Consider the following 23,998-nt stretch of genomic DNA (forward strand, 5'->3'; position numbering starts at 1 on the left):
TGTAGCTGGCACACCGAATACGAGAGGACGTCATGGCCACCCAGACGCTGACCCAGCAGAATTTTGATGAGGTAGTCACCGGAAACGACGTGGTACTCGTCGATTTCTGGGCTGAGTGGTGCGGCCCGTGCAAGAGCTTCGCGCCGACCTTCGAGGCCTCTTCGGAGAAGCACGCCGATGTCGTGCACGCCAAGGTCGACACCGAATCCGAGCAGGGGCTCGCGGCCGCCGCCAACATTCGCTCCATCCCGACCATCATGGCCTTCCGCGAGGGTGTGCTGGTGTTCGCGCAGCCGGGCGCGCTGCCGCCCGCCGCGCTGGAGGACCTGGTCACCCAGGTGAAGGAGCTGGACATGGACGAGGTGCGCAAGCAGCTCGCCGAGCAGCAGGCCGGCGCCGAGCAGTAAGCACGCCGAACCACAAAGGGCCGTTCCTCTCAGCTGAGAGGAACGGCCCTTTTGCTTGTGGTCAGCTGCCGAGCTTGTTGACTCCGGCAATCATCGCGCGAACCGTCGATTCGGCGCTGTCGTCGGCCAACGCGGCACCCCAGCCGCGCCTGCCGTTGCACTCGCACTGCACGAAGGTCGCGGTGCCCTCACTGGTGCGGCGCTGGTGGAACTGCAGGATCTCGACGTGATAGCCCTCCTCATAGAGGGCCGAGGTCATTGCCGCGACGAGGCTGCCGGAGGCGACCACCGTGCGCAGGTGGTCGGTGAACTCCAGCGTGACAGCGAAATCGGCGCTGCGGCTACCCGCGGGCGACCATTCGCCGAGCTTGATCGGCCCGGTGTGTTCGCAGTAGCGGTCGTGGAATTGCGCCGGGGTGAGGTCGGCGCTTTCGTGGCGCAGACCCTTGGGCGCGGCGGCATGGAACGTGTGGGTATCGAGAGTGAGGATTGTCATTTGAAAGTAGGTCTTCCCGAGGAATGTCGTGGCTCAGTTGACAGAGGGGACCAGCACTAACAAGTCGTTCAGCCCGCAGCGAGGGGGCCGGTCCGAATCAGACCCCGCTACGGCGGGTTACTACGAGGAGAATTCGCCGGGGCGCCACCATCGCGGTAAGCGGAATTAGCACGGCGCTGTCGCGGTCTGCGACTGTGAGCGCTGCGCTGTGGCGGTCGGCGGGATTCGGCACGCGCTTGAGGATAGGGACATCTCGGCGCAATAGCAACCATATTTGATGCCCGATTTGTCTACTGGCCGGTAGCGTTCGTGCAGCTCAGGGGCGCTGGGTGGCGGTTCGGCCGATCACGGCGGTGCGGTGCGGCACATGTTCAGCTGCGCGTCATGCTCCCGACATCTCGGGAGCGCGTGTCGGGGCGGCGTGTCGATCGGCGGAGTGCGGTGAAACGACAAGATCCGGGCCCGCAGACCCGGATCTCGTGCGGTGTTCGGCGGGTCAGTCGGCGAGGACCTCGTTCAGCTTGCCCGTGGCCACATCGAAGATGAACCCGCGGATCGAGTCCTTGTGCGGCACGAACGGGCTGGCGACGATGCGAGCAATCGATTGGCGCACATCGGTTTCCAGATCGGAGAACGCTTCGGCCGCCCATTCCGGCTTGATGCCGACGTCCTGCTGGATCGACGCCTTGAAGTCGTCGTCGGTGAACGTGAGCATGCCGCAATCGGTGTGGTGGATCAGGATGATCTCGCGGGTGCCCAGCAGCCGCTGACTAATGGCGAGGGACCGGATCTCGTCGGCCGTGATCACACCGCCCGCGTTGCGGATGACGTGCGACTCCCCCTCGTTGATGCCCAGCGCGCCATAGACATTCAGCCTGGCGTCCATGCACGCGACCACCGCGACATGCTTGGCAGGCGGCAAGGGCAGCGGCCCGGTGAAGGTGCTCGCGTAGGTAGCGTTGTTCTGCAGGTACTCATCGGTCACAGTCATTGGGTGGTCCCCTGCGGTCGGCATGCGTGGATACGTATGCGCTTATGTGTGGCGTGGCTCACCATAGGCTCGCCCGGCCCCACCCGAACCGGTCCCGCTCACCGTGATTCGTTTACTGGCGTGGTGAGAGCGACACATGCTCACCTCACATAGCGACGTGCGGCGCCGTCGGTACGCTCCAGTCGTGCACGAAGATGCGGGGCGGCAGCCCCGGGGCCGAGCTCATGCGGTTCGGATCACGCTGGGGCTCTTCGGCATTGGCATGGCGATCGGGACCTATTTTCCGATCAGCGAGGGCAGCGGAACCGCCGCTCGCGCGCTTGGCCTGTCGGGATATCCAGGCACATTCGTCGTCGAAAGTTGCCAGCCGAGTAAGGGTCGCAACGGCCGCCAACCGGCTCTGTGCGACGGGATATTCATTCCCGCTGACGAACGACCCGCCTCGATCACGCTGTCGCTACAAGGCGGACCGCACGCGCCCGGTACCCGAATCGCGGTCAGCGGGAACTCCGACGCCATCAATGCCGTTGGGCTCGGAACCGCGTTCTCAGGTTTGGCACTCGCCACCATCTTCGGCGGATTCGGGGTGTTCATGGCGAGCGGTTGTCTTCTCGTGCTGACGGGTCTGCTCCCAGACCGGGTTACCAGGTGGGCCGGGCGTGCGCTGATATATACCGGCGGTGGTCTCATAGCTCTCGGGGTCGTCTTTGTCATCCTCGCGATCTGCTTGCCGTGATCGCACCCCGAGACACCCGAGATATGTTGCTGGACAAGCGGAGGGGGTAGATGGTTTCGATTGGCCTGATCAGTCGACGCGGATGACGATGGCGGTGGCGTTGTCGTTGCCACCCGCCCTGTCGCAGGCGGTCAGCAGGTTGGTGATGACCGATTGCGGGGGCTCGTCGCGGTGGAGGAAGGTGCGGAGTTCGTCGTAGCTGACCTGCTCGGATACTCCGTCGGAGCATAGTAGGTAGCGGTCGCCTGGGCGCATGGTCACGCTCAGTACGTCGGGTTCGACTGCGCCGAGACCGATGTAGCGGGTCAAGTGGTAGCGCGCAGACGCGGCCTGCGCGGAATCGAAAGGGTACCAACCGTTTACGGCTCCGAGCCAGGCCATCGTGTGGTCCGTCGTCAACAGTTCGAGCAGTCCGCCGCGCAACCGGTACACGCGCGAGTCACCGACCTGAACGAGCCAGTAGCCCTGCGGCGTCGCTACCATGGCGGTCAGCGTGCATCCGGCCAAACTCCGCAATTCCTGGCCGATTTGGCTTACTCGGGCGTCCGCCGCGGCCACTGCGGCACGGAAGGTGTCCGGTCCTGGTTCTGGGTCTCGTGTGAGGTAGCCGACGAAGATATCGACCGCGGTTCGTCCGGCGGCCGCGCTGCCCGGGCCGTCGCCCATACCGTCGGCCACCACGGCCAGCAGCGGTTGTTCACGTAGGTAGGTGACATCGAAATTCGCCGAATAGCGTTTGCCGATGTCACTACCCACAGCGGCCTCGATCGCGGGGCTTCGCACCCGCGAATTCTGACATACCGAGCCCGCGTCGGCTTTTCCTGGAGAAGAGCCGAACGCGGGCATCGGCGGTTACGACCCGTTCGCAGTTACGGAATCAAGGCTTTGTTGCCCGGTAGCCGAGTTCAGTGTCGGCAGGTAGCCGCGGGCGTAGCCCTCCGCGTCGGGGTGATAGGACTCGACCGGGTCGCCGATGTTCAGTTGGTTGATCCACGGATCACCGCCACAAATTCCGTGTCCGGCGAAGCGCGGGCTCGGGTTGGCGAAGGTGAATCCGGCGGACTGGGCGCGGGTTCCGGTGACTCGGTTGAGTTCGTCGGCTCCGTGGTTGAGGGCGTCGCGTTTGTGGAGACTGAAGCTCAGCGGGCACGTGTCACGTTCGAAGAGCCGGGGGTAGCCCAGGACGACGACCTTGGCCTTGGGCGCCTTGGCTTTGATGTCTTGGTAGAGACCGTCGAGGCGGCCGGGCAAGGTGCGGTTGGCGAAAGTGATGCCCTTGTTTACTGCCGCGTCGCAAGCGGCGTCACTGGCCGGGAATACGCAGGAGCGCAGGATGTCGGAAAAACCGGCGTCGTTGCCGCCGGCGGAGATGGTGACGAGCCCGGTCCGGTCGTTCAGCGTATTCAGTTGGCCGGTGCGTACGTCCTGGGTGGTGGCGCCGCTGCAGGCTTTGAAGGAGAAGACGCCCACGGTATGGGATTTCGCCCATAGTGCGGGGTAGCCGGCGTCGCTGCGGAGGCAGTCGCCGCTGTCGGATCGGTAGTCGCCGGTGCCGACGCCCGAGGAATAGGAGTCGCCAAGTGCGACATAGTCGATGGGTGCCGGGGTGGGCGCGGCAATGGCGGCGGTGGCGGGCAGCAAGGCGGTCACGAGTGCGGCGAAGGTTGCCTGCAATGCACGGGCGCGGATCATTTTTTGCTCCAGGGAGAGGGAACAGCAGCGGCGCGAAGGTGTGAAAAACACTGCCGTTTACCAGAAATGGCTACGTGCAGTGGCGAGAAGCAGCGGGGGGCAAGGCAACGATACGAACTGTTCGACTGCACAACCCAAAGCCGTTGTTCCCCACCGTTTGACATGCGGCAATGGCCAACTGGGGAGTTGTCTGGTCAGCCCAGCGACGCGCTTGCCGCCCGCAGCTCGTCCAAGGCCGCCAGGGCGTATCCGGCGAGCTCGTCGTCGGCGTCTCCCTCGGACCATTCGGCGTACCCGCGCTTGAAGGCGAGCAGGCCCAGTTCACTCGCGAGCGCCGCGGTCGGATCGGGCAGGCCGCGCGCGATCAGCGCGGTGGTCATCGCGGCCGCGAGGCTGACGCTCTCGCGGGCGTCACGCTCCTGAAGTTCGACGCTGGAGGCGATCGCCGCCTTCAAGCGCGGGGCGAGCTCGCGATTCGTCGGGCCCATCGCGCTCGCGGCGCGTTCGAGACCGGCGGCGACTGCCTCGAGCGGAGTGGCGTTACTCGGCGCCTCGGCGATTCCCTCGGCCGGCAGCACCCACACCCGCCAGGCGCTCAGCTGGGAACCGAAGCACCCCAGCCTGTTGGAGGACCTGGAGAACATCCAGCCCTGACCTGATTCGAACCGCCGAGAAGAGGAAGCTCGGACCGCGCTCCTCACGGTGGAAAGGGGCCGATCTCGGCGGTCCAATCGTCCGCTGCGGTCAACACGGATTCGGTGGTGAACCGACTTCGGATGACGAACGGATCGAAGGCGCGTGTGTGGTATCGCCATGGTGGCGAGAACTCCAAATCCAATCCGATGCTCAGATCGATCAGATTCGGGTCGGTCCTTATGGCGGAAAAGGACAGGTTCGGCTCGATGAAACTCAGTGCGGCGCTTGGGTGTTCGTTGCTATCGACAGCCAGTTCCGTCGTATGCCGAAGCCACCGCCCCAGCTCTATGGCGTCCTCCGGAGTCAACGCTTGCCAACGGAAAGACCATGTTCCCTGCGGCGAATATCCGGTCCCTTTGATGACCAGCCAGCTACGCCGCTCGAGCGGATAGACGGCATCCGGGAATTGGTAATCCACCACTCCCAGCTCCACCCCATACCCGTCGTTACCGATCAACCGCATCGGCTCAGCATTCCATGCCGCCGACCACGTTGCCTCCGTCCCGGTTGGCGGCTCGATTCGGCGCTGAGGACGACAGTGCTTGCCGCGCTCACCGCACGCGGCACCACCACTCCCGCTGGCGCCCAACTCAATTGAACGACACACGTTCGGGTCCGCCGAACTGTCGTGTGACCGGCTCGAAATGCGGTTGCGATAGCGCGAGTGGTCGCATGACACTGAGGGCATGAATGAGGCGAAGGCGACGGTCCCGGTTCGACCGCGCCCCGATGGTGGCAGCGGTAGTAGTGACCCGGCTATCGATCGTCTCTTTCGTGATGGCCTGTTGGTGTCGATGCCATCGCTGAAGTCGCGGCGTCGTGCATTGCGGGAGATGCTGCTCAGCCACATTGCCCGCACTCGTTTCGAGCCGGATGTTTTCTACACCGAGGGACAGGTCAACGAGCGTCTCGCGGAAATCTTCGATGATTACGTCGCATTACGCCGCTATCTGGTCGTGTCCGGCCGCCTCGATCGCACCCGCGATGGTGCCCGCTATTGGCTACCCGGTGCCGAGCAGGCATAGGTTGCGTCAGCTGAGTGCTGAATCAGCGAGACGCCATGGTGGATTGCGTCGGTTGTCCCCGCCATAGAACAGGCACAGTAAATGCCCGTCGGGATCGCGAAGCCGCGCCTCCCGCCACAACCACGACTGGTCGCTGGGCACGCTGTCGAACACAATGCCCGCGTCCATCAACCGCGCGCATTGATCATCGAGGTCATCCGTCTCGAAGTACACAGTCACGTGCTCATCGTCCGAGACCGCCTGGACCAGATCGACCGAGAACGTACTGCCGCCGTCTGGACATTCGAACCGCATGTAGTGGTCGTTCTTGACGATAAGTCTCAGTCCGAGTAGCAGATAGAACCGCTCGGACCGAGCGAGATCGGTGCTACCCACGGTCACCTGATTAAGCCGCATCCACCCACTATGCAACCTCGAGCGCGGTCGAGGTCAATCCTGCCGGGTAGGTCAGCATGGTTTCCGCCACGGCGGGATCGACAGGTAGGTCGCGGCGCGCAACGCCCATTCGACCGGCCCGTATTGATAGCGCCGCAGCCACCAGCTGCTGAGCCACAGTTGCGCGGCGAAAGTCAGCAGTGCGAGCGCCGCCATCGTTGTCGGCGGTACCTGGTCGGCCAGGGCGAGACCGTAACCGGAGTAGAGAGCCATCAATACCACCGACTGCGCGATGTAGTTCGTCGCCGCCATTCGTCCTGCGGGAGCGAGCCATTCGAGGTAGTGCCGCAGGTGTGGCGCGTGGGCGGCCAGCAGCATGATGGCGGCGACGTAGGCGAACGTCATCAGCGGGTTGATCAGTGCCTGAAGTTCCGGCCAGCTCTCGGGCTCATCAATCCAGCGCATGGCGTCGGCGAAGGTGACCGCTGAAACCGGCAGGCCGACAACCAGACCGATCCGCAGTGTTCGAGGCGCCCACCGATACAGCGTGTCGGGCTGGTGCAGCAACCCGCGCTTTCCCGCGGCCATGCCGATCAGGAGCAACCCGAGGCTCGGCAGGCCCTGCCCGAGCCAGGTCAACAGCATGAACTTCGGTCCTACCGTCACCTGGGCGTGCACGGTGTCAGCGAAGTTGTGGGTGAAATCCTCGTGCAGACTCGCGAAACCGAGAAAATCCCAGACTTCATTAAAGAGCGTATCCATGCCGGGCATCAGCACTGATGCCACATAGAGCACGGTGCCGGTGATTCCAGCGGTGCGCGGGCGCAGGTTCCGGCAACCGATCAGGATCAGGCCCAGGACCGCGTACAACGTGAGAATGTCACCGAGCCACAGCAACGACACATGCGCGAACCCGATCGCCAGCAACGCCACGCACCGTCGCAGCAGCCGCCCGCGCTCCGAGACCCTCGCCTGTTGTGCCGCCGCGATCTGCAGGGTGAACGAGTACCCGAACAGGAACGCGAACAGCAGGTAGAACCGCCCAGAGAACAGGGCGTCGAGCACCGCAGGCATCCAATGACCACTGTCGCGCGAGAACTCCACATAGTCGCGGGCGTTACCGAATTCCCAAAGCTGGGTCGCGACGAAAACATTGACGAGCAGGATGCCGAACAGTGCGAATCCGCGCAGGATATCGACCTCGGCGATGCGTGTCGCCGGGGCTGCCGCGATGGGCGGCACGGAATCGGGTGAAACGGGCATCCGGAGACCGTATGCCAAGGTACAGCGTTCGACGAACTCGGCCTTCGTGATCATCTCGGCAGTAGGAGGTCGCGCTGGTGCGCCATGCATCGAGGTTTCCGAATCGACGCCGTGACGGCTGCCGGACACCGTGGCTCGGGCTCGGGCTCGGGCTCGGGCTCGGAGATCCGGACGTTCACGAGATCGATTGCGGCCCACCTCCACTCCGCAACTTGTTCGCTGGCCGGTTCACTCAGCGCCGTTGTGTCATGAGCCGATGCCGGCGTTCCGGCAGCATAATGATCGAGTGGATCCCGAGCCGAACCATCGGCCTGAGTCTCAGTCACGAGTGATCACCGATGCACATCGACGGCTCGCGGCGGTATTCGCTGCGGTTGCCTCTCCTCGGTGGTCCGAGCGTGCTGTGTCCGCGTGCCTGAGCCGGCTCATGACCAGCACGACCACGGAGGCGTGGCGCATTGCTGTCGACGATGCGTGGGTAGAGGACGAGTGGACGTTCGTGGTTGTCTACCGATCCCCGTATTTCGATGGCCGCCTTGGATTGCGGCGCTCGGTGTATAACCCTCGCGACAACACGTTTTCGAGCATGTACTCCCCACAGTTGACCGCTGCGCCGGATCCGGGGGGCTATGGCCGTAACGTCGCGGACTTCGACATCGGCGAACCGCTGGGCACGGTGCGGCACAACCTCCGAGTCGACGACAACAGTATTCACTGGTGGGGAAGTCCACCTGATCCACCTACTCGAGGTCCCGGGGCAAAGTGAAGCCACGGATGCGGTGCATCGACGGCTGACAATGGCGTTCCCGAACACCCACATCGGCCTGTGCGCGCGTTGAGACGGATCAAAACAAACGGTCGGCCACCATCGATTCCACCGGCGATGTTCTCGCCGCAGGCCGATACGCCAAAGACGCCGCCGGATAGGCGCGAATGCTTTCCGCTACAAGGCGATTCGATGATCGGGTCTGAGCGGTCCTGGGGTGCGACGGTGTGGGCTGCCACGTCGCCCACTGCCTGGTTCATGACGGGCAAACCGTTCTCGACGTCCCCACGTAACTCTCGGCGCAGATACAGGCCTTTGCCACGGGCAACGGTCGCACATCCGATCCTGTCGACGCGCGCGGTCGTGGGAAGGTATTCGGGCGACGGGAAGACGTGAACCGAAACCCTCGCACCGCCCGAAAACCCCACTCCCGCAACGGAGGTACCGCCCATGACCCGCTACGACAGTGGCTGCCGTTGTTGTGACTGCGGGTGGGTTTGTGGCGACGCGGGTGTCCGCTGATGAGGAGTTGGCGCGGCACCGATGAGTTCTATCGGCACGGCCAGTCATATCCAGCAACGAACTACGGAAGGGCAATCCAATGACCGAACTGAACGCAGCACACGCCCGGCGAGCGATCGTCGAACACACCCGAGGCCTAGCGGAATCGGCCGCCGCGGCCGGACAGGACGCCGCCGTGCCGACGGCCCCTAAGTGGACCATCACCGACCTGGTCCAGCATGTGGGCCAGACTCAGCACTGGGTCGCGGAGATCATCGAACGGCGCATCACCGACCCGACACAGCTGCCGATGGAGATGGCCGAACTCCCTGCCGACCCCAGCGAGTGGCAGGCCTGGCTGGCGGAGTCCGCGCAGCGGGTGTCGGACGCGTGCTCCGATGACGCGCTCGACGCGCCGGTGTTCAACCCTGCCGGGGACGCGCGATCCGGGACGCGATTCTGGATTTCCAGCCTGCTCAACGAGACGGTCGTCCACGGCTTCGACGCCGCCAACGCCGCGAACCGACCTGTCGACATCGACGCCGAGATCGCCGCCGCGCTCATCAGCAACCACTTCGCGATGCTCACCTCCCCCAACTGGGCGATGCAGCGATCCGAGTCCGCCGATGCCATTCGGGGCACCGGACAGACCCTGCAGTGGCTGGCCACCGACCTCGCCGACGACACCGGCGCTTGGTTCGTCGAACGGCGCTCTGACGGACCGGCGTGGCAGCGCGGAACCCAGCCCGCCGACGTGACGGTGAGCGGCCCGGCACAATCGCTGCTGCTGGCCTTGACTCGACGTATCCCGCTCACCGACGGTGATGCCACCGACATCAGCGTCGACGGCGACACCCGCCTCGCCCAGCACTGGCTCGACAACACCGCCCATGTCAGCGGCTGACCCCTTGCCCTGAGGTTCACGCTCGGCCGGGGTCCGGATCGCTGCCGCCGCGACCGACCTTCGGCCCGGCAAACCCACCGTTCACAAGCTCATCGCCGTCGCCGGATGGTTCAGAGTCGTTGGCAGCCAACCGATCAGGGGTGGCCTCGGCATTCTCACGAGCCTCCGTTGACCGGTCTGGCCCGCTGCGAATCGGTCGCTTTCGGCTGATTACGCCGCGCGCCGACCGAGCTGGCGCGCGGTATCGTCAGAGTCAGTGGGCGGCGTTGTCCCAGCTGCGGCCAGTGCCGACGGAGACGTCCAAGGGAACAGACAGGTGGATGGCGGCGGCCATTTGTTCCTTGGCGAGAGCCTCGAGAGGTTCCTTTTCGCCTTCGGCTACCTCGAACAGCAATTCGTCGTGGATCTGCAGGAGCATCCGGGAGTGCAGGCCTGCTTCTTGGATTGCCTTGTGCACGTTGATCATTGCCACCTTGATGATGTCGGCGGCGGTGCCCTGGATGGGGGCGTTGAGGGCCATGCGTTCGGCGGCCTCGCGGCGTTGACGGTTGCTGGAGTCGAGGTCGGGGAGGTAGCGGCGGCGGCCGAAGAGGGTGGAGGTGTAGCCGACCTTGCGGGCTTGCTCGACTACCTCGTAGAGGTAGTCGCGGATGCCGCCGAAGCGGTCGAAGTAGACGTCCATTTGTTCTTTGGCTTCGGTGGTGCTGATCTTCAGCTGGGCGGCAAGACCATACGAGCTGAGACCGTAGGCGAGGCCGTAGGACATGGCCTTGATGCGGCGGCGCAGTTCGGGCGTCACCTCGGCGATCGGGATGTCGAAGGCCTTGGACGCCACGAAGGTGTGCAGGTCTTCGCCGGAGTTGAAGGCCTCGATCAGCGCCTCGTCCTCGGAAAGGTGCGCCATGATGCGCATTTCGATCTGGCTGTAGTCGGCGGTCATCAGCGACTGGTAGCCGGCGCCGACGACGAAGGTGTCGCGGATCTGCCTGCCGGTGTCGGTGCGGATCGGGATGTTCTGCAGATTCGGCTCGGTCGACGAGAGGCGGCCGGTGGCGGCGATGGTCTGGTTGAAGGTGGTGTGGATGCGGCCGTCGTCGGCGACGCACTTCAGCAGGCCGTCGACGGTGACCTTGAGCCGGGTCGCGTCGCGGTGCTCGAGCAGGTGCTGCAGGAACGGGTGCTCGGTCTTCTCGAACAGCGACTCGAGCGCGTCGGCGTCGGTGGTGTAGCCGGTCTTGGTGCGCTTGGTCTTCGGCATGTCGAGCTCGTCGAACAGCACCACCTGCAGCTGCTTGGGCGAGCCGAGGTTGATCTGCTTGCCGATCACCTCGTAGGCGGCGTTGGCGGCCTCGGACACCTTGTCGGCGAACTGACGCTGCAACGTCTCCAGCTGGTCGGTGTCGACCGCGATGCCCGCGTCCTCCAGATTGGCGAGCACGCTGAGCAGCGGCAACTCCATGTCCTCCAGCAGCGGCACGGATTCGATCTGCTGGAGTTCGGTGTCGAGCGCGTCGGCGAGATCGGCGACGGCCCTGGCGCGCAGCATTTCGGTCTGCGCGAGCTCGGCGTCGACGGTGTCCTCGTCGTCGAGCAGCGACAGCTGCGTGGTCTCGTCGGTCTCGGCGCGCAGCTCGCGGCGCAGGTAGCGCAGCGAGAGGTCGTCGAGGTTGAAGCTGCGCTGGCCGGGGCGGACCAGGTAGGCGGCCAGCGCGGTGTCGCTGGTGAGCCCGCCGAGGATCCAGTCGCGGCCGCGCAGCGCGTGCATGGCGGCCTTCGCCTCGTGCAGCGCGTTCGGCACGGCCGGGTCGGCGAGCCAAGCGCCAAGGGCCGCTTCGTCTTCCGGAGTCAGGATGGCGACGTCGATGTAGCCGCTCTCGCCGTCGGCGGCCGCGATGGCGAGCGCGCGCACGTCACCGGCGCCGGGGGTGCCGGTGCCGACGATCGAGACGCCCTGCCGGACACCGGCTTTCGCGTGCTCGGCGAGCCAGTCGGCGACCGCGCCGACCTCCAGTGCGCCGCCGCTGATCTCGAAGCCCGCCTCGGCCTCGGGCTCCTTCGGGGCCAGCGTCTCGAACAGCCGGTCGCGCAGCACGCGGAATTCCAGGTCGTCGAAGAGCTGATGGATCTTGTTGCGGTCCCACGGCGCCTGCGCCAGCTGGTCGGGCGTGTAGGGCAGCGGCACGTCGCGGATCATCTCGGTGAGCTGACGGTTGAGCACCACGCTGCTCAGGTTGGCCCGCAGCGAATCGCCGACCTTGCCCTTCACCTCGTCCACCTTGTCGACGAGGCTGTTCAGGTCGCCGTATTCGCGGATCCACTTGGCCGCGGTCTTCTCCCCCACGCCGGGGATGCCGGGCAGGTTGTCGCTCGGGTCGCCGCGCAGCGCCGCGTAATCCGGGTACTGAGCCGGGGTGAGGCCGTACTTGGCGAACACCTCGTCGGGGGTGAACCTGGTGAGATCGGAGACGCCCTTCTTCGGGTACAGCAGCGTCACGTTGTCGTTGACCAGTTGGATGGCGTCGCGGTCGCCGGACACGATCAGCACCCGGAAGCCCTGCGCCTCGGCCTGCGTGGTCAAGGTGGCGATGAGGTCGTCGGCCTCGAAGCCGTCGATCGCCATCACCGGGATGCCCATCGCGCCGAGCACGTCCTTGGTGAGTTCGACCTGCCCGCGGAACTCGTCCGGCGTCTGCGAACGGTTCGCCTTGTACTCCGGGTACGCCTCGGTGCGGAAGGTCTTCCTCGACACGTCGAACGCCGTCGCGATGTGCGTCGGCTTCTCGTCGCGCAGCAGGTTGATCAGCATCGCGGTGAACCCGTACACCGCGTTGGTGGTCTGCCCCGTCACCGTCTTGAAGTTCTCCGCCGGTAGCGCGAAGAACGCGCGATAGGCAATCGAATGCCCGTCCAACAACAGCAGAGTCGGCCGGTCACCCGACGCGGTATCGCCGGAGCCGGACGCGGTGGCAGGACGCTGAGCAGTCGTGGGTGAACTCACGCCCCAGAGTCTAGGGACCAGCACCGACAAGGTGATACGCCGACACCCGCCTCATCCCCGTCGACTGCGAACAGCCCCAGCGCACAGCGGGGCTACGGCATACGATTCCGCTGCGGTACCGACCGCAGTGCCCCGAGGAGTGCGAGAATCCGATGGTTCGTTCCGCCGAAGCCATGCATACCTACCTGATCGACCAGGTCAACCTCATGCTGCGCCGACTGGAGATGTACGGCGGCGAACCCGCGCTGTGGACAGTCTTCGACCACCTGTTCTTCCTGGAAGACGCGGACAACGGAGTACAGGACCTACACGAATCCTGGCGCGCCCGCAACGCTTTCACGCCCACCGGCGTCAAGGGCGCGCTACAACGCCACCTCCCCGACGACCTCCGCTCGGCGCTGCCCTCGATGTATGCCGAGGCCGCTCGGCAACGCGGCTGGCTCCGCCTCGACCGGACACTGACCGCGGACGAGCACACCCGCTTGCGCATTTCGATCGAAACGTTCGTCGCGACGAACCGCACCTGGCGCGATGTGCTCGACACTTACGGCGAACCCAGCGTGCTGTTCGGCGGGACGAACCCGCGATACGAAAAGACCCTGGCCTACGCAACCGAAGACAAATCAGACCCAATGGTCTTCTTCCATCTGTGGAACGGCTCCGATCCGGACACGAAGATCTGGCCGAAGCACACCGAACCGATGCTCCTCGCGGCGCGCTACGGCACCGGCCCGTTCGCCGCGTCCTTCTCCTTCACCCCCGAGGGCCGCCGCCCACCCGAGACCGAAATCTGAGGCAGGCGATCACGGCAGCAACGTTGCGACGAGTTCGCGTAGGACGGGGAGGCTGACTGAGCCGGAGCCGAGGACTGTGTCGTGGAAGGGCTTGATGTCGAAGTCGCTGCCGAGGCGTTCGGTGGCGGTGAGGCGTTGGCGGCGGATTTCGAGTTGGCCGATTTTGTAGGCGACGGCCTGGCCTGGCATACCGATGTAGCGGTCTACCTCGGTGGTGATTTCGGCGATGCCCGCGGGGGCGTTGGCGACCATGAAGTCGATGGCCTGTTGCCTGGTCCAGCCTTTCGCGTGCAGGCCGGTGTCGACGACCAGGCGGCAGGAGCGCAACGAGTCGCCGGAGAGCATGCCGAGGCGACCCAAATCGTCCTCGTACAAGCCCATTTCGTCGGCGAGGCGCTCGGTGTAGAGCGCCCAGCCCTCGACGAACGCGGTGTTCGCGTAGGACTGGCGCTGGAAGCGGGGCAGGTGGTCGAGCTCGTTGGCGATGGTGAGCTGCAGGTGATGGCCGGGGATGGCCTCGTGGAAGGCCACCGCGGCCGTCTCGAACCGGCCGCGACCGGTGGGATGGTAGGTGTTGACGAAGTAGGTGCCCGGCCGGGAACCGTCCGCGGCGGGCGGAAAGTAGTACGCCGCAGGCGCGTCCGCGGCGAGGAAGTCCGGCATCGGGACGATGTCGCACGATTCCTTGGGCAGCCTGCCGAACCAGTTGCCCATCTCGGCATTCGCCGAGGTGAGTGCGTGACGCGCGTCGAACATGATCTGCTCGCCGTCGACGTAACACAGCGCCGGATCGTCGCGCAGCCTGGCGAAGATCTCGCCGAGCTCGGCGGTGCCGAACAGCCGCTCCCCGATCGTCGCGTACTCCTCGCGCAGCGCCGCCAGCTCGGTCAGCCCGAGCTCGTGGATCTCGTCGGCGCCGAGTTCGGGCAGGGTGGTGTGGTAGCGCAGCTGGCGGCGATAGATGTCCTCGCCGTCCGCACCGAGCCAGCACAGGCCGGGCTTGTCGTCGGAGCGGCTCGCGGGCAGCAGCTCGTCGAACAGCACCTCCCGGTAGCTCTGGAACGCCGGGCGAATGATATCCCTTGCCACGTCGGTCAATTCGGCCCGCCAGTTGGCTTCGCCGTCCCAGTCCGGCGGACCGGCGATGGTGACGAACGGGTCCGCCGACAGCTCCGAGGCCAGGTATCCGTCGAGCTGATTCAGCGATCGTTCCAGGGTGATCCGCGCGGGCGTGCGGCCTGCGGCGAGCCCGTCGCGGAACCGCACGACCGCCTGCCCGAGCATGTCGCCGAACTGCCGATACCGCAGCACCAGCGCCCGCGCGCTCCCCGGCGTCGGCGCGTTGGTCTGCGGTGCCATCGTCAGCGCGTAGGCGTGCACGCCCTCCATCTGATCGGAGGCCATTTCCAGCGGCCGCCACTCCAGCCGGTCGATCGCGCCGGACAATTCGATGCGCAACAGGCTGCGGGTGACTCGATCGGTCGAGTCGAGCCCCTCGCCGTCGAGCGCGTCGACCTGGCGCAACAGGTCACGCCAGGTCGACAGCAAACGCTCCTCGGCCGCGACGGACAGATCCTCGATGCGGTCGTCGAACCGACGGTCGCCGAGCAGTGTCGCGTCGCTGGGTTTGGCCTCCAGGAAGGTGTCCCAGTACCGCTCGGCCAGACCTGTCAGCTCATCATGACCATTCATGGTCACGATCATGCCTCGAGGACCGCCTTGCGGCACTGGGGTTTACACCGGACTATCCGACGCCGAGGTACGCCGATTTCACCGACGGATCGGTGAGCAGTTCCCGGCCGGTGCCGGTCTTGGTGACCTCGCCGGTCTCCATGATGTAGGCGCGGTCGCTGCGCGAGAGCGCCTGTTGCGCGTTCTGCTCGACGAGCAGCACCGTGGTGCCCTGCTGGTTGATCTCCGAGATGATCCGGAAGATCTGCTGAATGATCATGGGCGCCAAGCCCATCGACGGCTCATCCAGCAACAGCAGCCGCGGCCGCGCCATCAGTGCCCGGCCGATGGCGAGCATCTGCTGCTCGCCGCCGGACAGCGTGCCACCGACTTGCTTGCGCCGCTCCGACATTCGCGGAAACAACTCGAACACCCAGTCGAGCGTCTTGTTGTATTCCGCCTTCTGCTTGAACGGCCTTCCGTAGCAACCCATGTCGAGGTTTTCCTGCACCGTCATGCCGGGGAAAACACCTCGGCCCTCCGGCGCCTGGATCAGTCCCTCGCCCACCCGCTCGTGCGCCTTCATGTGGGTGATGTCGCGACCCTCGAACATGATTCGACCGCGGGTCAGCGGCAGCAGACCCGACAACGCCCGCATGGTGGTGGTCTTCCCAGCGCCGTTCGCGCCGAGCAGTGTCACCAGCTCGCCCGCCGCCACCTGCAGCGAAATCCCATGCAGTGCTTGGATTCTGCCGTAGTTGACGACCATGTCGGTGACCTCGAGCAGCGCGTCGGAACTGCTCTTGGTCACTTCGACGGTCCGCTGTTCCGGTTCTCTGTGCGATGCCATCGCTGCTCCTACCCGTCCGTCCCGTGCGCGCTTGCCGTCCCCGACTCGGTGCCGTCATCGGGCACACCGAGATAGGCGGCGATCACCGCGGGGTCCTCCCGGATGTCGGCGGGCAGCCCGTCCGCGATCTTGCGGCCGAACTCCAGCACCACGATCCGATCGGTCACGCCCATCACCAGGCGCATGTCGTGCTCGATCAGCAGCACGGTGAACCCGTCGTCGCGGATCTTGCGGATCAGATCCATCAGCGCCGACTTCTCGCTCGGATTGAACCCGGCGGCGGGCTCGTCCAGGCAGAGCAGCTTCGGCTCGGTGGCCAGCGCCCTGGCGATCTCCAGCCTGCGCTGATCGCCGTAGGACAGGTTGCGCGCCTTCTCCACCGCTTTCGGTGCGATACCGACGAATTCGAGCAGCGCCATGCCCCGCTCGATCGCGTCGTGCTCCTCGCGCCGGTGCCGCGTGGTGCGGAAGATGGCGCCTGGCACCGAGGTCTTGTGCCTGGCGTCGGTGCCGACCACCACGTTCTCCAGGGCCGTCATCTCGCCGAAGAGCCGGATGTTCTGGAAGGTGCGCGCGATGCCGAGCCGGGTGATGGCGTTGCGCTTGGTCTTCGTCAGCGGGGCGCCGTCGAAGTACACCGTGCCCGACGCGGGCCGGTAGACGCCGGTGATCGCGTTGAAGCAGGTGGTTTTTCCGGCACCGTTGGGTCCGATGAGGCCGAGGATCTCGCCGCGGCGGATCTCGAAACTCACCGCGTCCAACGCGGTCAGACCGCCGAACTTCACGGTCAGGTCCTCGGTGCGCAAAAGGGGCGCACCGACGGCCGTTTCGATCTCCCGGCTGGAGGCGACGACCTCCGCGACCGTCTCGGCGTTGGCCAGGTCCGGAATCACCGCGGTCAGATCGACCACGCCGGCACTGGGCGCCGCTTCTGGTTCGGCCACGTAGCCCGCGGCCATGTCCTCGTTGTCGAACAGCGCGCCACCGGCGCCCGGCCCGGTCATCGGGTCGCCCCGATCGCGTCGTCGCCGAACGGTTTACGCACGGCTTGGTACACCTGACGCCCGTAGGCGAGCAGCTTCTGCCGGACCGGGAACAGGCCCTGCGGTTTGAAGATCATGACCACCATCAGCGTGATACCGAAGAACAGATACTTGTAGTCGCCGAGCGATTGCGCGCCGGGTTCGTGGAACTTCAGCACATTGCCGAGCAAGACGAACAGCACCACGATCGCCACGATCGACCCGGCCAGATAGCCCAGTCGGATCGGCCGTTCCTGATCACGAGCCCACCTGCGCCACACCACGATCAACGCGATCAGCACGGCCACCGAGAACACGATCAGCACCCAGCCGACCGCGGTCTGCCCGACGGCCTGCACCGACAGCAGCCGGTTCGGCAGGTACACGATGATGAACGCGCCGACGATCACGCCGAGCTTGTTGCCCTGCCCGCCGATGACCACCGCACACAGGAACAGCATCGAGTTGATGATGTTGAACCCGGTCGGGTTGATGAACTGCACCTGCCCCGCGTACAGCGCGCCGGAGAGCCCGCCGACCGCAGCGCCGATCATGAACGCCCACAGCTTGAACTTGAACGTCGGCACGCCCATGATCTCGGCCGCGTCCTCGTCCTCGCGGATGGCGACCCAGGCCCGGCCGACGCGGCTGCGCTCCAGGTTGCCGACGATCAGCAGCACGATGATCACCAGGATCATGCCGACCCAGAACCACCAGGTGCCCGCGTTGGCCTTGTCGAAGATGTTGGAGGTCTCCGAGTTTCCGACATTGCCGGAGGAGAACACGCCGTTCTGCTTGTGTTCGGACTCGCCGATGTGCGGGTAGGCGATGCCGGACAGGCCGAGGCTGCCGTTGGTCACCGCGCCGAGATTGTCGGCGAGCAGCCGGACGATCTCACCGAAGCCGAGCGTCACGATGGCCAAGTAGTCGCCGCGCAACCGCAGCGTCGGAGTGCCGAGGATCAGACCGGACACCGCGGTGACCGCCGCCGCCAACGGCAGGCAGGCCAGCCAGGCCCAGTCCTCGCTCAGCCAGCCGCCGTCCGTCTGATTCCACGGACTGTTCGGACTGGTGAGCAGGCCGACGGTGTACGCACCGACGGCATAGAAGCCGACATAGCCGAGGTCGAGCAGACCCGCCTGTCCGACAACGACATTCAGGCCGACCGCGAGCAGCGCGTACATGGCGAACTGCGCCATCACGCCGCCGAAGCTGGTGCCCGGAGTGTCGAGGAACGGGGGCGGGAACAACGGAAGCAACGCCAGCACGATGATGGCGGGCACGCCGACGGCCCACTGGGCCGGGCGGGACAGCCCGCTCCACCAGGAACGCAGGCTGTCGCCGACGCCGTGCATCGGCCGTTCCGGTTTGGTCGGCGGGGAAACGGTTTTCGTCTCGCTCATGACTGCGCCTCGCTAGCGCTCGGCTCCGTCATGTGCGAGGCACGCTGTGACATGATTCGTTCGCTCCGCTCACTCATGCTCTTGCCTTCCCGAGGCTCTCACCGAGAATGCCGGTCGGGCGGATCATCAGCACCAGCACGAGCACCACGAACGCGACCACGTCACGCCATTCGGTGCCGAACAGGATCTGACCGTAGTTCTCCGCCAGCCCGAGCAGCAGGCCGCCGAGCAACGCGCCACGCAGGTTGCCGATGCCGCCGAGCACCGCGGCGCTGAACGCCTTGATGCCGAGGATGAACCCGCCCGAGTAGATGATCCCGTTCGGGATCTTGAGCGCGTACAGCAGCGCGGCCGCACCGGCGAGCACGCCGCCGATGAGGAAGGTGAGCATGATGATCCGCTCCCGCGAGACGCCCATCAGCGTCGCGGTATCGGGATCCTGCGCGACGGCCCGGATGCCGCGGCCGAACTTGGTCTGGTTGATCAGCAGCTCGGTGGCGATCGCGAGAATGACTGCGGCGCCGATGATCACGAGCGTCACGTTGGTGATGTCCGCGCCACCGATATTGAACTGCTTGGTCGGCTCCACCAGCATGATCGGCTTCTGGGCGTTGGTACCGCCCAGGCTCGGCCAGATCTTCGGCAGCACGAAGTGCACCACCTCCTGGATCACGAACGAGGCGCCGATCGCGGTGATGAGAAAGATCAATGGTTTGGCGCCGCGTCTGCGCAGCGGCCGATAGGCCACGCGCTCCAATCCGACCGCGGCGGCGCCGGACACCGCCATGCCGAAGATCATCGCCAACGCCAGATAGGTAATGGTGAGCACGATGCCCTGGGAGTAGACATCACCGCTGGGCGAGAACCCGAGCAACATCAGCCCGACATACTGGCCGAACAAGCCGAGCATGAAGATTTCCGAATGGGCAAAATTGATCAGCCGCAAAACGCCGTAGACCAGGGTGTAGCCCACAGCAACCAGCGCGTAGATCGCACCGTAGGACAATCCGTCGACGGTCAGTCGCCAGAAATCGTGGATCACTCCTTCATAGTTGAAGTCGATTGATCCGCCGGCGAGTTGTACAGCGCCGGTTAATGCCGTTGAAGTCATTTCGCTAATTCGCCCTCATCGATTCGCCCTCATAGATTCGCCCGAACGACACAGCAGCACGTACTGGGATTCGCGCGAACCCCGGTACGTGCTGCGCGATCTCGTCGTGTGGGTTACTTGACCGTGTAGATCCAGATCAACGCGTTGCTCAGCTCGCCGTTCGGGTTCCACTTGTACTGACGCGCCAGACCGGCACCGTCGTAGGACTTCACGAACTCGAGCAGGTCGGGACGGGTGACCTTGCCACCGTCGATGCCCTTGGACAGGATCGTGGCCAGGTCGTAGGCCTCCACCGAGTACACGCCGGACGCCTGGCCGTTGAAGGCCTGGTAGTCCTTGGCGAACTTCTCCGGGGCGGGACCACAGGGGCAGGTCAGCATCGCGCCCTTGGCCGCGCTGCCCGCCTGGGACAGGAACTGCGGATCGTTGACGCCGTCGGGGCCGATGAAGACACCCTTGAAGCCACCGGACTTCAGCTGCTGGGCCAGCGGCGCGCCCTCGGCGTAGTAGCCGGCGTAGAAGACAGCGTCGGCGTTGGCCGAGGCGATCTTGGTGACCGTCGCGGAGAAGTCCTTGTCACCGGTCTTGATGCTGGACGAGCAGGCGGCGTCGGCCGCGGCGCCGAGACCCTCGGTGATGCTCTTGGCCAAGCCGGTGCCGTAGTCGCTGTTGTCCTGGACGACGCAGACCTTCTTGTAGCCCGAGGTGCCGGTCAGGTACTTCGCGACCGACGGACCCTGCACGTCATCGTTGGCGAGGCCGCGGAAGAAGGTGGTCCAGCCGTTCTGGGTGAGCGTGGCGTTGGTGGCCGAAGAGGTCACCGAGACCAGGCCCGCGTCGCTGAGGATCTTGCCGGTCGCCTTGGTCTCACCGGAGAACGCCGGACCGACCAGGCCGATGATCGACTTGTCGTTGACGACCTGCGGGATGACCTGGGTGGCCTTCTGCGGGTCGCCCTCGGTGTCGAACGACTTCAGTTCGATCTTGCAGCCTGCGTTGGCCTTGTTGTGCTGGTCGAGCGCGAGCTTGATACCCATCTGGATGTTGATCCCGAGCGCGGCGTTCGGGCCCGTCAACGCGCCGGCGAAGGCGATCGCGGTACCGGCCGGGCAGGTCGCCTTGCCGTCACCGGCGGGATCGGCGGCCTTGGCCGGGTCGGTCTTCGAGACCTCTTTGCCGTTGATGTCTACCTGCGCCACCGGGACGATGGCCAGCCCGGCCGCGCCGCTGGTGCCGGACGAGTCCGTACCGGTGCTGGTCGATTTGTCGCTACATCCGGTCAGCACCAGCGCGGCGGCAGCGCCGATAGCCAAAACACCTCGCGTCGTACGACTGTGCCATGTCGAACTAAGCACGTTTCACCTCTAAGTCCTGTGCTCCCCCGGGATCACCGAGGAGGCCGACCACGTCAGCCCGGTCAGAACTTAGCGTTCATACGTTAGTTCCGCATCACATTCGGATCATGAACGCGACATCGTGTCGAATTTTTGTTCACGATTGCGTTTCGCGCGCGTAAAATCCACGTCTAATGAGCCCAGACGGACGCAGACCTTCATCGCGCCGTGCCCCGCCACCGCGAAGGCTGCGGTCCGCTCAGCGGACCCCGCCCCTCACTTGGGAGCCAAGTTCTCCAACACGACCTCGGCGACCGCCTTCATCGTAGTCCGGCGGTCCATCGCGGTCCGCTGAATCCACTTGAAAGCCTGCGGCTCGGAAAGCCCCTGCGTCTGCATCAGCACGCCCTTGGCCCGCTCCACCAGCTTGCGCGTCTCCAGCCGGTCGGACAGGTTCGCGACCTCGCCCTCCAGCGCGGTGATCTCATGGAAGCGGCTGGCCGCCAACTCGATCGCGGGCACCAGATCCGACTTGGTGAACGGCTTCACCAGATACGCCATCGCGCCGGCATCGCGGGCACGCTCGACCAGGTCACGCTGGCTGAACGCGGTCAGAATCACCACCGGCGCAACACGTTTCGACGCGATCTCGGCCGCCGCATCGATACCGTCCCGGCGCGGCATCTTCACATCCATGATGACCAGATCCGGGCGATGCTCCACCGCCAGATCCACCGCCTGCTGGCCGTCGCCGGCCTCACCGACCACCAGATAACCCTCTTCGGTCAGCATCTCGACCAGGTCCATGCGGATGAGCGCCTCATCCTCAGCGACGACAACCCGCTTCGCCCCCGCGTCGCGCTTAGTACTTGCGCCCCCTGCTGCTGTGCTCATGCCTCCACCTCGCTGACGCTCGGCTCCGGCATGACCACAAGTGTGGCTGCGTCTAATGGCCGCTCGCTGCGCTCGCTCGCCTCCACCTCGCTGACGCTCGGCTCCGGCATGACCACAAGTGTGGCTGCGTCTAATGGCCGCTCGCTGCGCTCGCTCATAGGTGACCCCTCTGGTTCAGATGCCTGTCCCGACACGCGGCAGTGTGGACGTTGGTCCAACAAGCCGACCATCGACCTCACCACCGCGCTATCGAGTGATGTAAAGAGTACCTTTCACTTCGGCATAGAACGCATATACCCAGGGCAAACCGCCCGCGCGCGGGTCGCCGAGCAACCGGTTAGGTACCAGCCCCACCCACCCGCTATCATTTCCTCCCGGTGCGCCGGGTTGGCGGAACTGGCAGACGCGACGGTCTCAAAAACCGTTGTCCGGAAGGACGTGTGGGTTCGAGTCCCACACTCGGCACTCGACGATGGGCGATCCCTGTTCGCAGAACGCGCGAACCGGGATCGTCTCGTCATTACATCTGGGGGTGCAACCCCCAGACCCCGCTCGGCGGGGCTTCGCCCCCCGAACCCCCTTGTTGTGGTTGCGTGCGTGGGCGGGTCTCGATCAATCGCACGCCCAACTCGTAGTTGCTCGAGGGGCGACGACCATTCCGTGCGGCTCGGGCGTTCGTGTTGAGGCGCGCACGCTGTATAGGGAAGGGGCACACGCTCTGAATAGAGAGTGTGCGGTTAGCTCAAAGGGTGCACTTCCTTCGTGTCCAAGTGTTCGAGTGGGCAGTCGACTTGCTTGTGTCGCTGGGCATCTCATGGACACAGGTCGTCTCTTGATCCCATGACAACTTCGTGTCGGTCTCGACCATGCCCTCACCGGTCACGCCAGTTGCCGAACGAGTGACACGGATACGGCGGTTGTTCACGTCGATGTTCGCACCGCGGCGTGCGATGGCTTCGCCGAACCGAATACCGGTGTAGGCCAACGTAAATACCAAGGTGCATGCACCTACCTGGAAGAGGCGCTCGACGAAATCGGCCGCACCCGGTACGCAACAGCGATGGACCGAATCAAGGCAGTCCTGCAATCCCTACGCCAATGGGATTCACTGCCCGCCGTACGAGCCCTCGACGATCGGCTCTACGACTGGCACACAACGGTCAACTCGCTCGTCGGCTAAACCCGAACCATTCTCCGCCGCAACAATTTTCAGCAGCTCGGTAAGGTCGCGAATCTTCCAGTCGGACATCTCCGCGACCTCTGGCTTATCTCGAAGAATCCAGCCCCACGGTCCACGCTGAAGATACGCCGTCCGCATGCCAGCCCTCTTCGCTGGCGCAACGTCGTTATCGATCCGATCGCCGACATAGACGATCTGATCCACCGTGCAGGGCGCGACCTCCACCACCTTCGCGAAGAACTCCGCCGAAGGCTTCTCGACACCCCAATCGTCCGATGTCGCGATGAAATCCGCAGGCAGATCCAGACCACGCAGAATCTTGCCCGACCGAACGGTCTGGTTACCGACAATCCCTAGCCAGATGCCAAGGCCCCTCAGCTGGGCGAGAGCCGGTCGCGCGTCGGGGTACAGGTCACTCTCGTCGTAGTACTCCGGTTTCCCGGCATCAGCCCGCGCCTGCCGCTCCTTGGCCAGGTCGAACCCCGGCTGAAACACCTGGAACGTCTCCCGGTAATCCTGACCGCTCGCAATCACCGCCCGAACACCGACACGAACGTATGCCGCGGCACCGCCAACCAATCGGGCCGACGTCCCGTACTCGCGGGTCTCGTCGACAAGCGTCTCCCCAACATCGAACACCACAGCGCCAATCACGGTTTCCCACCCTCGCGCCCCGCCCCGCACTGGCAGCTCACTCAGCTGTATGGCCTGCCCCTCTGACGCAGGCAGGCCACCCCGTTGAGCCAACCGCCGATAAGCGGGCCTTACCGGCGGCCAGATCAGCCAATGGGATGTCCCATGTATCTACCTACGTCATGGCTACGTCCGAAACTGTTGAAGCACAACAGATTTCCTCGAACTCACGGCATCCCGCGACCCGTAACCTATT

At 65.0% G+C, this 23,998-nt stretch carries 23 protein-coding genes and 1 tRNA gene; 7 read left to right on the forward strand and 17 right to left on the reverse strand.

Annotated elements, in window-relative coordinates; genetic code table 11:
* Positions 1–32 precede the first annotated feature (32 nt).
* Complete coding sequence (gene trxA, locus ACIBK2_RS36950; protein ID WP_357391371.1) at positions 33–407, forward strand: thioredoxin; 375 nt, start codon at positions 33–35, stop codon at positions 405–407.
* Between the two features lie 61 nt (positions 408–468).
* Here the strand turns inward: trxA and ACIBK2_RS36955 are convergent, their stop codons facing one another.
* Both ACIBK2_RS36955 and ACIBK2_RS36960 read right to left on the reverse strand, forming a co-directional pair.
* Positions 469–903, reverse strand: a complete 435-nt coding sequence (locus ACIBK2_RS36955) for a 2-keto-3-deoxygluconate kinase (RefSeq protein WP_396974400.1) — start codon at positions 901–903, stop codon at positions 469–471.
* A gap of 496 nt (positions 904–1,399) precedes the next feature.
* Positions 1,400–1,894 carry a beta-class carbonic anhydrase gene (locus ACIBK2_RS36960; protein WP_396974402.1) on the reverse strand — a complete coding sequence of 165 codons (495 nt, stop codon included), beginning with the start codon at positions 1,892–1,894 and terminating at the stop codon, positions 1,400–1,402.
* A 262-nt stretch (positions 1,895–2,156) separates the two neighbouring features.
* Between ACIBK2_RS36960 and ACIBK2_RS36965 the strand changes: the two genes are divergently transcribed.
* Entirely contained in the window at positions 2,157–2,630 is a 474-nt protein-coding gene (locus tag ACIBK2_RS36965) for a hypothetical protein (RefSeq protein WP_396974403.1), read from the forward strand.
* A 69-nt stretch (positions 2,631–2,699) separates the two neighbouring features.
* On the opposite strand, the gene ACIBK2_RS36970 is transcribed toward ACIBK2_RS36965, so the two are convergent.
* From ACIBK2_RS36970 to ACIBK2_RS36985, 4 genes are all read right to left on the reverse strand, one after another.
* Positions 2,700–3,413: a PP2C family protein-serine/threonine phosphatase gene (locus ACIBK2_RS36970; RefSeq protein ID WP_396974404.1), complete on the reverse strand. Its 714-nt coding sequence runs from the start codon at positions 3,411–3,413 to the stop codon at positions 2,700–2,702.
* 69 nt (positions 3,414–3,482) lie between these two features.
* Positions 3,483–4,322, reverse strand: a complete 840-nt coding sequence (locus ACIBK2_RS36975) for an SGNH/GDSL hydrolase family protein (protein WP_396974406.1) — start codon at positions 4,320–4,322, stop codon at positions 3,483–3,485.
* 194 nt (positions 4,323–4,516) lie between these two features.
* Positions 4,517–4,966: a TetR family transcriptional regulator gene (locus ACIBK2_RS36980; RefSeq protein ID WP_396974408.1), complete on the reverse strand. Its 450-nt coding sequence runs from the start codon at positions 4,964–4,966 to the stop codon at positions 4,517–4,519.
* A 53-nt stretch (positions 4,967–5,019) separates the two neighbouring features.
* Entirely contained in the window at positions 5,020–5,481 is a 462-nt protein-coding gene (locus tag ACIBK2_RS36985) for a hypothetical protein (RefSeq protein ID WP_396974410.1), read from the reverse strand.
* A gap of 223 nt (positions 5,482–5,704) precedes the next feature.
* Between ACIBK2_RS36985 and ACIBK2_RS36990 the strand changes: the two genes are divergently transcribed.
* Entirely contained in the window at positions 5,705–6,043 is a 339-nt protein-coding gene (locus tag ACIBK2_RS36990) for a DUF2087 domain-containing protein (protein WP_396974412.1), read from the forward strand.
* A 6-nt stretch (positions 6,044–6,049) separates the two neighbouring features.
* Here the strand turns inward: ACIBK2_RS36990 and ACIBK2_RS36995 are convergent, their stop codons facing one another.
* On the reverse strand, positions 6,050–6,439 hold the full coding sequence (locus tag ACIBK2_RS36995; RefSeq protein ID WP_396974413.1) for a VOC family protein: 390 nt from the start codon (positions 6,437–6,439) through the stop codon (positions 6,050–6,052).
* A 51-nt stretch (positions 6,440–6,490) separates the two neighbouring features.
* The gene (locus ACIBK2_RS37000) at positions 6,491–7,681 is read right to left on the reverse strand and encodes a DUF418 domain-containing protein (RefSeq protein ID WP_396974415.1); all 1,191 of its coding nucleotides are present in this window, start codon (positions 7,679–7,681) and stop codon (positions 6,491–6,493) included.
* A gap of 427 nt (positions 7,682–8,108) precedes the next feature.
* Between ACIBK2_RS37000 and ACIBK2_RS37005 the strand changes: the two genes are divergently transcribed.
* Together ACIBK2_RS37005 and ACIBK2_RS37010 are read left to right on the forward strand one after the other, a co-directional pair.
* Entirely contained in the window at positions 8,109–8,447 is a 339-nt protein-coding gene (locus ACIBK2_RS37005; RefSeq protein ID WP_396974416.1) for a hypothetical protein, read from the forward strand.
* Between the two features lie 601 nt (positions 8,448–9,048).
* Positions 9,049–9,852 (forward strand): maleylpyruvate isomerase family mycothiol-dependent enzyme, encoded by an 804-nt coding sequence (locus ACIBK2_RS37010; RefSeq protein WP_396974418.1) that lies wholly within the window; start codon positions 9,049–9,051, stop codon positions 9,850–9,852.
* A 253-nt stretch (positions 9,853–10,105) separates the two neighbouring features.
* On the opposite strand, the gene polA is transcribed toward ACIBK2_RS37010, so the two are convergent.
* On the reverse strand, positions 10,106–12,850 hold the full coding sequence (gene polA, locus ACIBK2_RS37015) for a DNA polymerase I (protein ID WP_396974419.1): 2,745 nt from the start codon (positions 12,848–12,850) through the stop codon (positions 10,106–10,108).
* 152 nt (positions 12,851–13,002) lie between these two features.
* Between polA and ACIBK2_RS37020 the strand changes: the two genes are divergently transcribed.
* A complete protein-coding gene (locus ACIBK2_RS37020; RefSeq protein ID WP_396974421.1) occupies positions 13,003–13,644 on the forward strand; it encodes a hypothetical protein in 642 nt (213 codons plus the stop codon).
* 9 nt (positions 13,645–13,653) lie between these two features.
* On the opposite strand, the gene ACIBK2_RS37025 is transcribed toward ACIBK2_RS37020, so the two are convergent.
* From ACIBK2_RS37025 to ACIBK2_RS37055, 7 genes are all read right to left on the reverse strand, one after another.
* The gene (locus ACIBK2_RS37025) at positions 13,654–15,336 is read right to left on the reverse strand and encodes a DUF885 domain-containing protein (RefSeq protein WP_396974423.1); all 1,683 of its coding nucleotides are present in this window, start codon (positions 15,334–15,336) and stop codon (positions 13,654–13,656) included.
* Positions 15,337–15,388: 52 nt separating this feature from the next.
* Positions 15,389–16,165, reverse strand: a complete 777-nt coding sequence (locus tag ACIBK2_RS37030; protein WP_396974425.1) for an ABC transporter ATP-binding protein — start codon at positions 16,163–16,165, stop codon at positions 15,389–15,391.
* Between the two features lie 8 nt (positions 16,166–16,173).
* On the reverse strand, positions 16,174–17,169 hold the full coding sequence (locus tag ACIBK2_RS37035; RefSeq protein ID WP_396974427.1) for an ABC transporter ATP-binding protein: 996 nt from the start codon (positions 17,167–17,169) through the stop codon (positions 16,174–16,176).
* The gene (locus tag ACIBK2_RS37040; RefSeq protein WP_396974429.1) at positions 17,166–18,590 is read right to left on the reverse strand and encodes a branched-chain amino acid ABC transporter permease; all 1,425 of its coding nucleotides are present in this window, start codon (positions 18,588–18,590) and stop codon (positions 17,166–17,168) included. Before ACIBK2_RS37040 ends, ACIBK2_RS37035 begins: the two co-directional genes overlap by 4 nt.
* Positions 18,591–18,663: 73 nt before the next feature.
* The gene (locus ACIBK2_RS37045; RefSeq protein WP_396974431.1) at positions 18,664–19,701 is read right to left on the reverse strand and encodes a branched-chain amino acid ABC transporter permease; all 1,038 of its coding nucleotides are present in this window, start codon (positions 19,699–19,701) and stop codon (positions 18,664–18,666) included.
* Between the two features lie 113 nt (positions 19,702–19,814).
* Positions 19,815–21,014, reverse strand: a complete 1,200-nt coding sequence (locus ACIBK2_RS37050) for a branched-chain amino acid ABC transporter substrate-binding protein (protein WP_396974433.1) — start codon at positions 21,012–21,014, stop codon at positions 19,815–19,817.
* 297 nt (positions 21,015–21,311) lie between these two features.
* Entirely contained in the window at positions 21,312–21,929 is a 618-nt protein-coding gene (locus ACIBK2_RS37055) for an ANTAR domain-containing response regulator (RefSeq protein ID WP_150406672.1), read from the reverse strand.
* 381 nt (positions 21,930–22,310) lie between these two features.
* Between ACIBK2_RS37055 and ACIBK2_RS37060 the strand changes: the two genes are divergently transcribed.
* A tRNA-Leu gene (locus ACIBK2_RS37060) sits at positions 22,311–22,394 on the forward strand.
* Between the two features lie 640 nt (positions 22,395–23,034).
* Here the strand turns inward: ACIBK2_RS37060 and ACIBK2_RS37065 are convergent.
* On the reverse strand, positions 23,035–23,763 hold the full coding sequence (locus tag ACIBK2_RS37065; protein WP_396974435.1) for an HAD family hydrolase: 729 nt from the start codon (positions 23,761–23,763) through the stop codon (positions 23,035–23,037).
* Positions 23,764–23,998: the final 235 nt, after the last annotated feature.

Source organism: Nocardia sp. NPDC050175, from assembly GCF_044459885.1.
In the GTDB taxonomy this organism is placed as follows: Bacteria; Actinomycetota; Actinomycetes; order Mycobacteriales; family Mycobacteriaceae; genus Nocardia.

What these genes read in the sequence shown, in the direction of transcription:
- ACIBK2_RS37005 (WP_396974416.1), top strand. Translation starts at nt 8,109, where the DNA reads ATGACCAGCACGACCACGGAGGCGTGGCGCATTGCTGTCGACGATGCG.
- ACIBK2_RS37055 (WP_150406672.1), bottom strand. Translation starts at nt 21,929, where the DNA reads ATGAGCACAGCAGCAGGGGGCGCAAGTACTAAGCGCGACGCGGGGGCG.
- ACIBK2_RS37045 (WP_396974431.1), bottom strand. Translation starts at nt 19,701, where the DNA reads ATGACTTCAACGGCATTAACCGGCGCTGTACAACTCGCCGGCGGATCA.
- ACIBK2_RS37025 (WP_396974423.1), bottom strand. Translation starts at nt 15,336, where the DNA reads ATGAATGGTCATGATGAGCTGACAGGTCTGGCCGAGCGGTACTGGGAC.
- ACIBK2_RS36975 (WP_396974406.1), bottom strand. Translation starts at nt 4,322, where the DNA reads ATGATCCGCGCCCGTGCATTGCAGGCAACCTTCGCCGCACTCGTGACC.
- ACIBK2_RS36990 (WP_396974412.1), top strand. Translation starts at nt 5,705, where the DNA reads ATGAATGAGGCGAAGGCGACGGTCCCGGTTCGACCGCGCCCCGATGGT.
- ACIBK2_RS36985 (WP_396974410.1), bottom strand. Translation starts at nt 5,481, where the DNA reads ATGCGGTTGATCGGTAACGACGGGTATGGGGTGGAGCTGGGAGTGGTG.
- ACIBK2_RS37035 (WP_396974427.1), bottom strand. Translation starts at nt 17,169, where the DNA reads ATGACCGGGCCGGGCGCCGGTGGCGCGCTGTTCGACAACGAGGACATG.
- trxA (WP_357391371.1), top strand. Translation starts at nt 33, where the DNA reads ATGGCCACCCAGACGCTGACCCAGCAGAATTTTGATGAGGTAGTCACC.
- ACIBK2_RS36980 (WP_396974408.1), bottom strand. Translation starts at nt 4,966, where the DNA reads ATGTTCTCCAGGTCCTCCAACAGGCTGGGGTGCTTCGGTTCCCAGCTG.
- ACIBK2_RS37040 (WP_396974429.1), bottom strand. Translation starts at nt 18,590, where the DNA reads ATGAGCGAGACGAAAACCGTTTCCCCGCCGACCAAACCGGAACGGCCG.
- ACIBK2_RS36995 (WP_396974413.1), bottom strand. Translation starts at nt 6,439, where the DNA reads ATGCGGCTTAATCAGGTGACCGTGGGTAGCACCGATCTCGCTCGGTCC.
- ACIBK2_RS37030 (WP_396974425.1), bottom strand. Translation starts at nt 16,165, where the DNA reads ATGGCATCGCACAGAGAACCGGAACAGCGGACCGTCGAAGTGACCAAG.
- ACIBK2_RS37000 (WP_396974415.1), bottom strand. Translation starts at nt 7,681, where the DNA reads ATGCCCGTTTCACCCGATTCCGTGCCGCCCATCGCGGCAGCCCCGGCG.
- ACIBK2_RS36960 (WP_396974402.1), bottom strand. Translation starts at nt 1,894, where the DNA reads ATGACTGTGACCGATGAGTACCTGCAGAACAACGCTACCTACGCGAGC.
- ACIBK2_RS37020 (WP_396974421.1), top strand. Translation starts at nt 13,003, where the DNA reads ATGGTTCGTTCCGCCGAAGCCATGCATACCTACCTGATCGACCAGGTC.
- ACIBK2_RS36955 (WP_396974400.1), bottom strand. Translation starts at nt 903, where the DNA reads ATGACAATCCTCACTCTCGATACCCACACGTTCCATGCCGCCGCGCCC.
- ACIBK2_RS36965 (WP_396974403.1), top strand. Translation starts at nt 2,157, where the DNA reads ATGGCGATCGGGACCTATTTTCCGATCAGCGAGGGCAGCGGAACCGCC.
- ACIBK2_RS37010 (WP_396974418.1), top strand. Translation starts at nt 9,049, where the DNA reads ATGACCGAACTGAACGCAGCACACGCCCGGCGAGCGATCGTCGAACAC.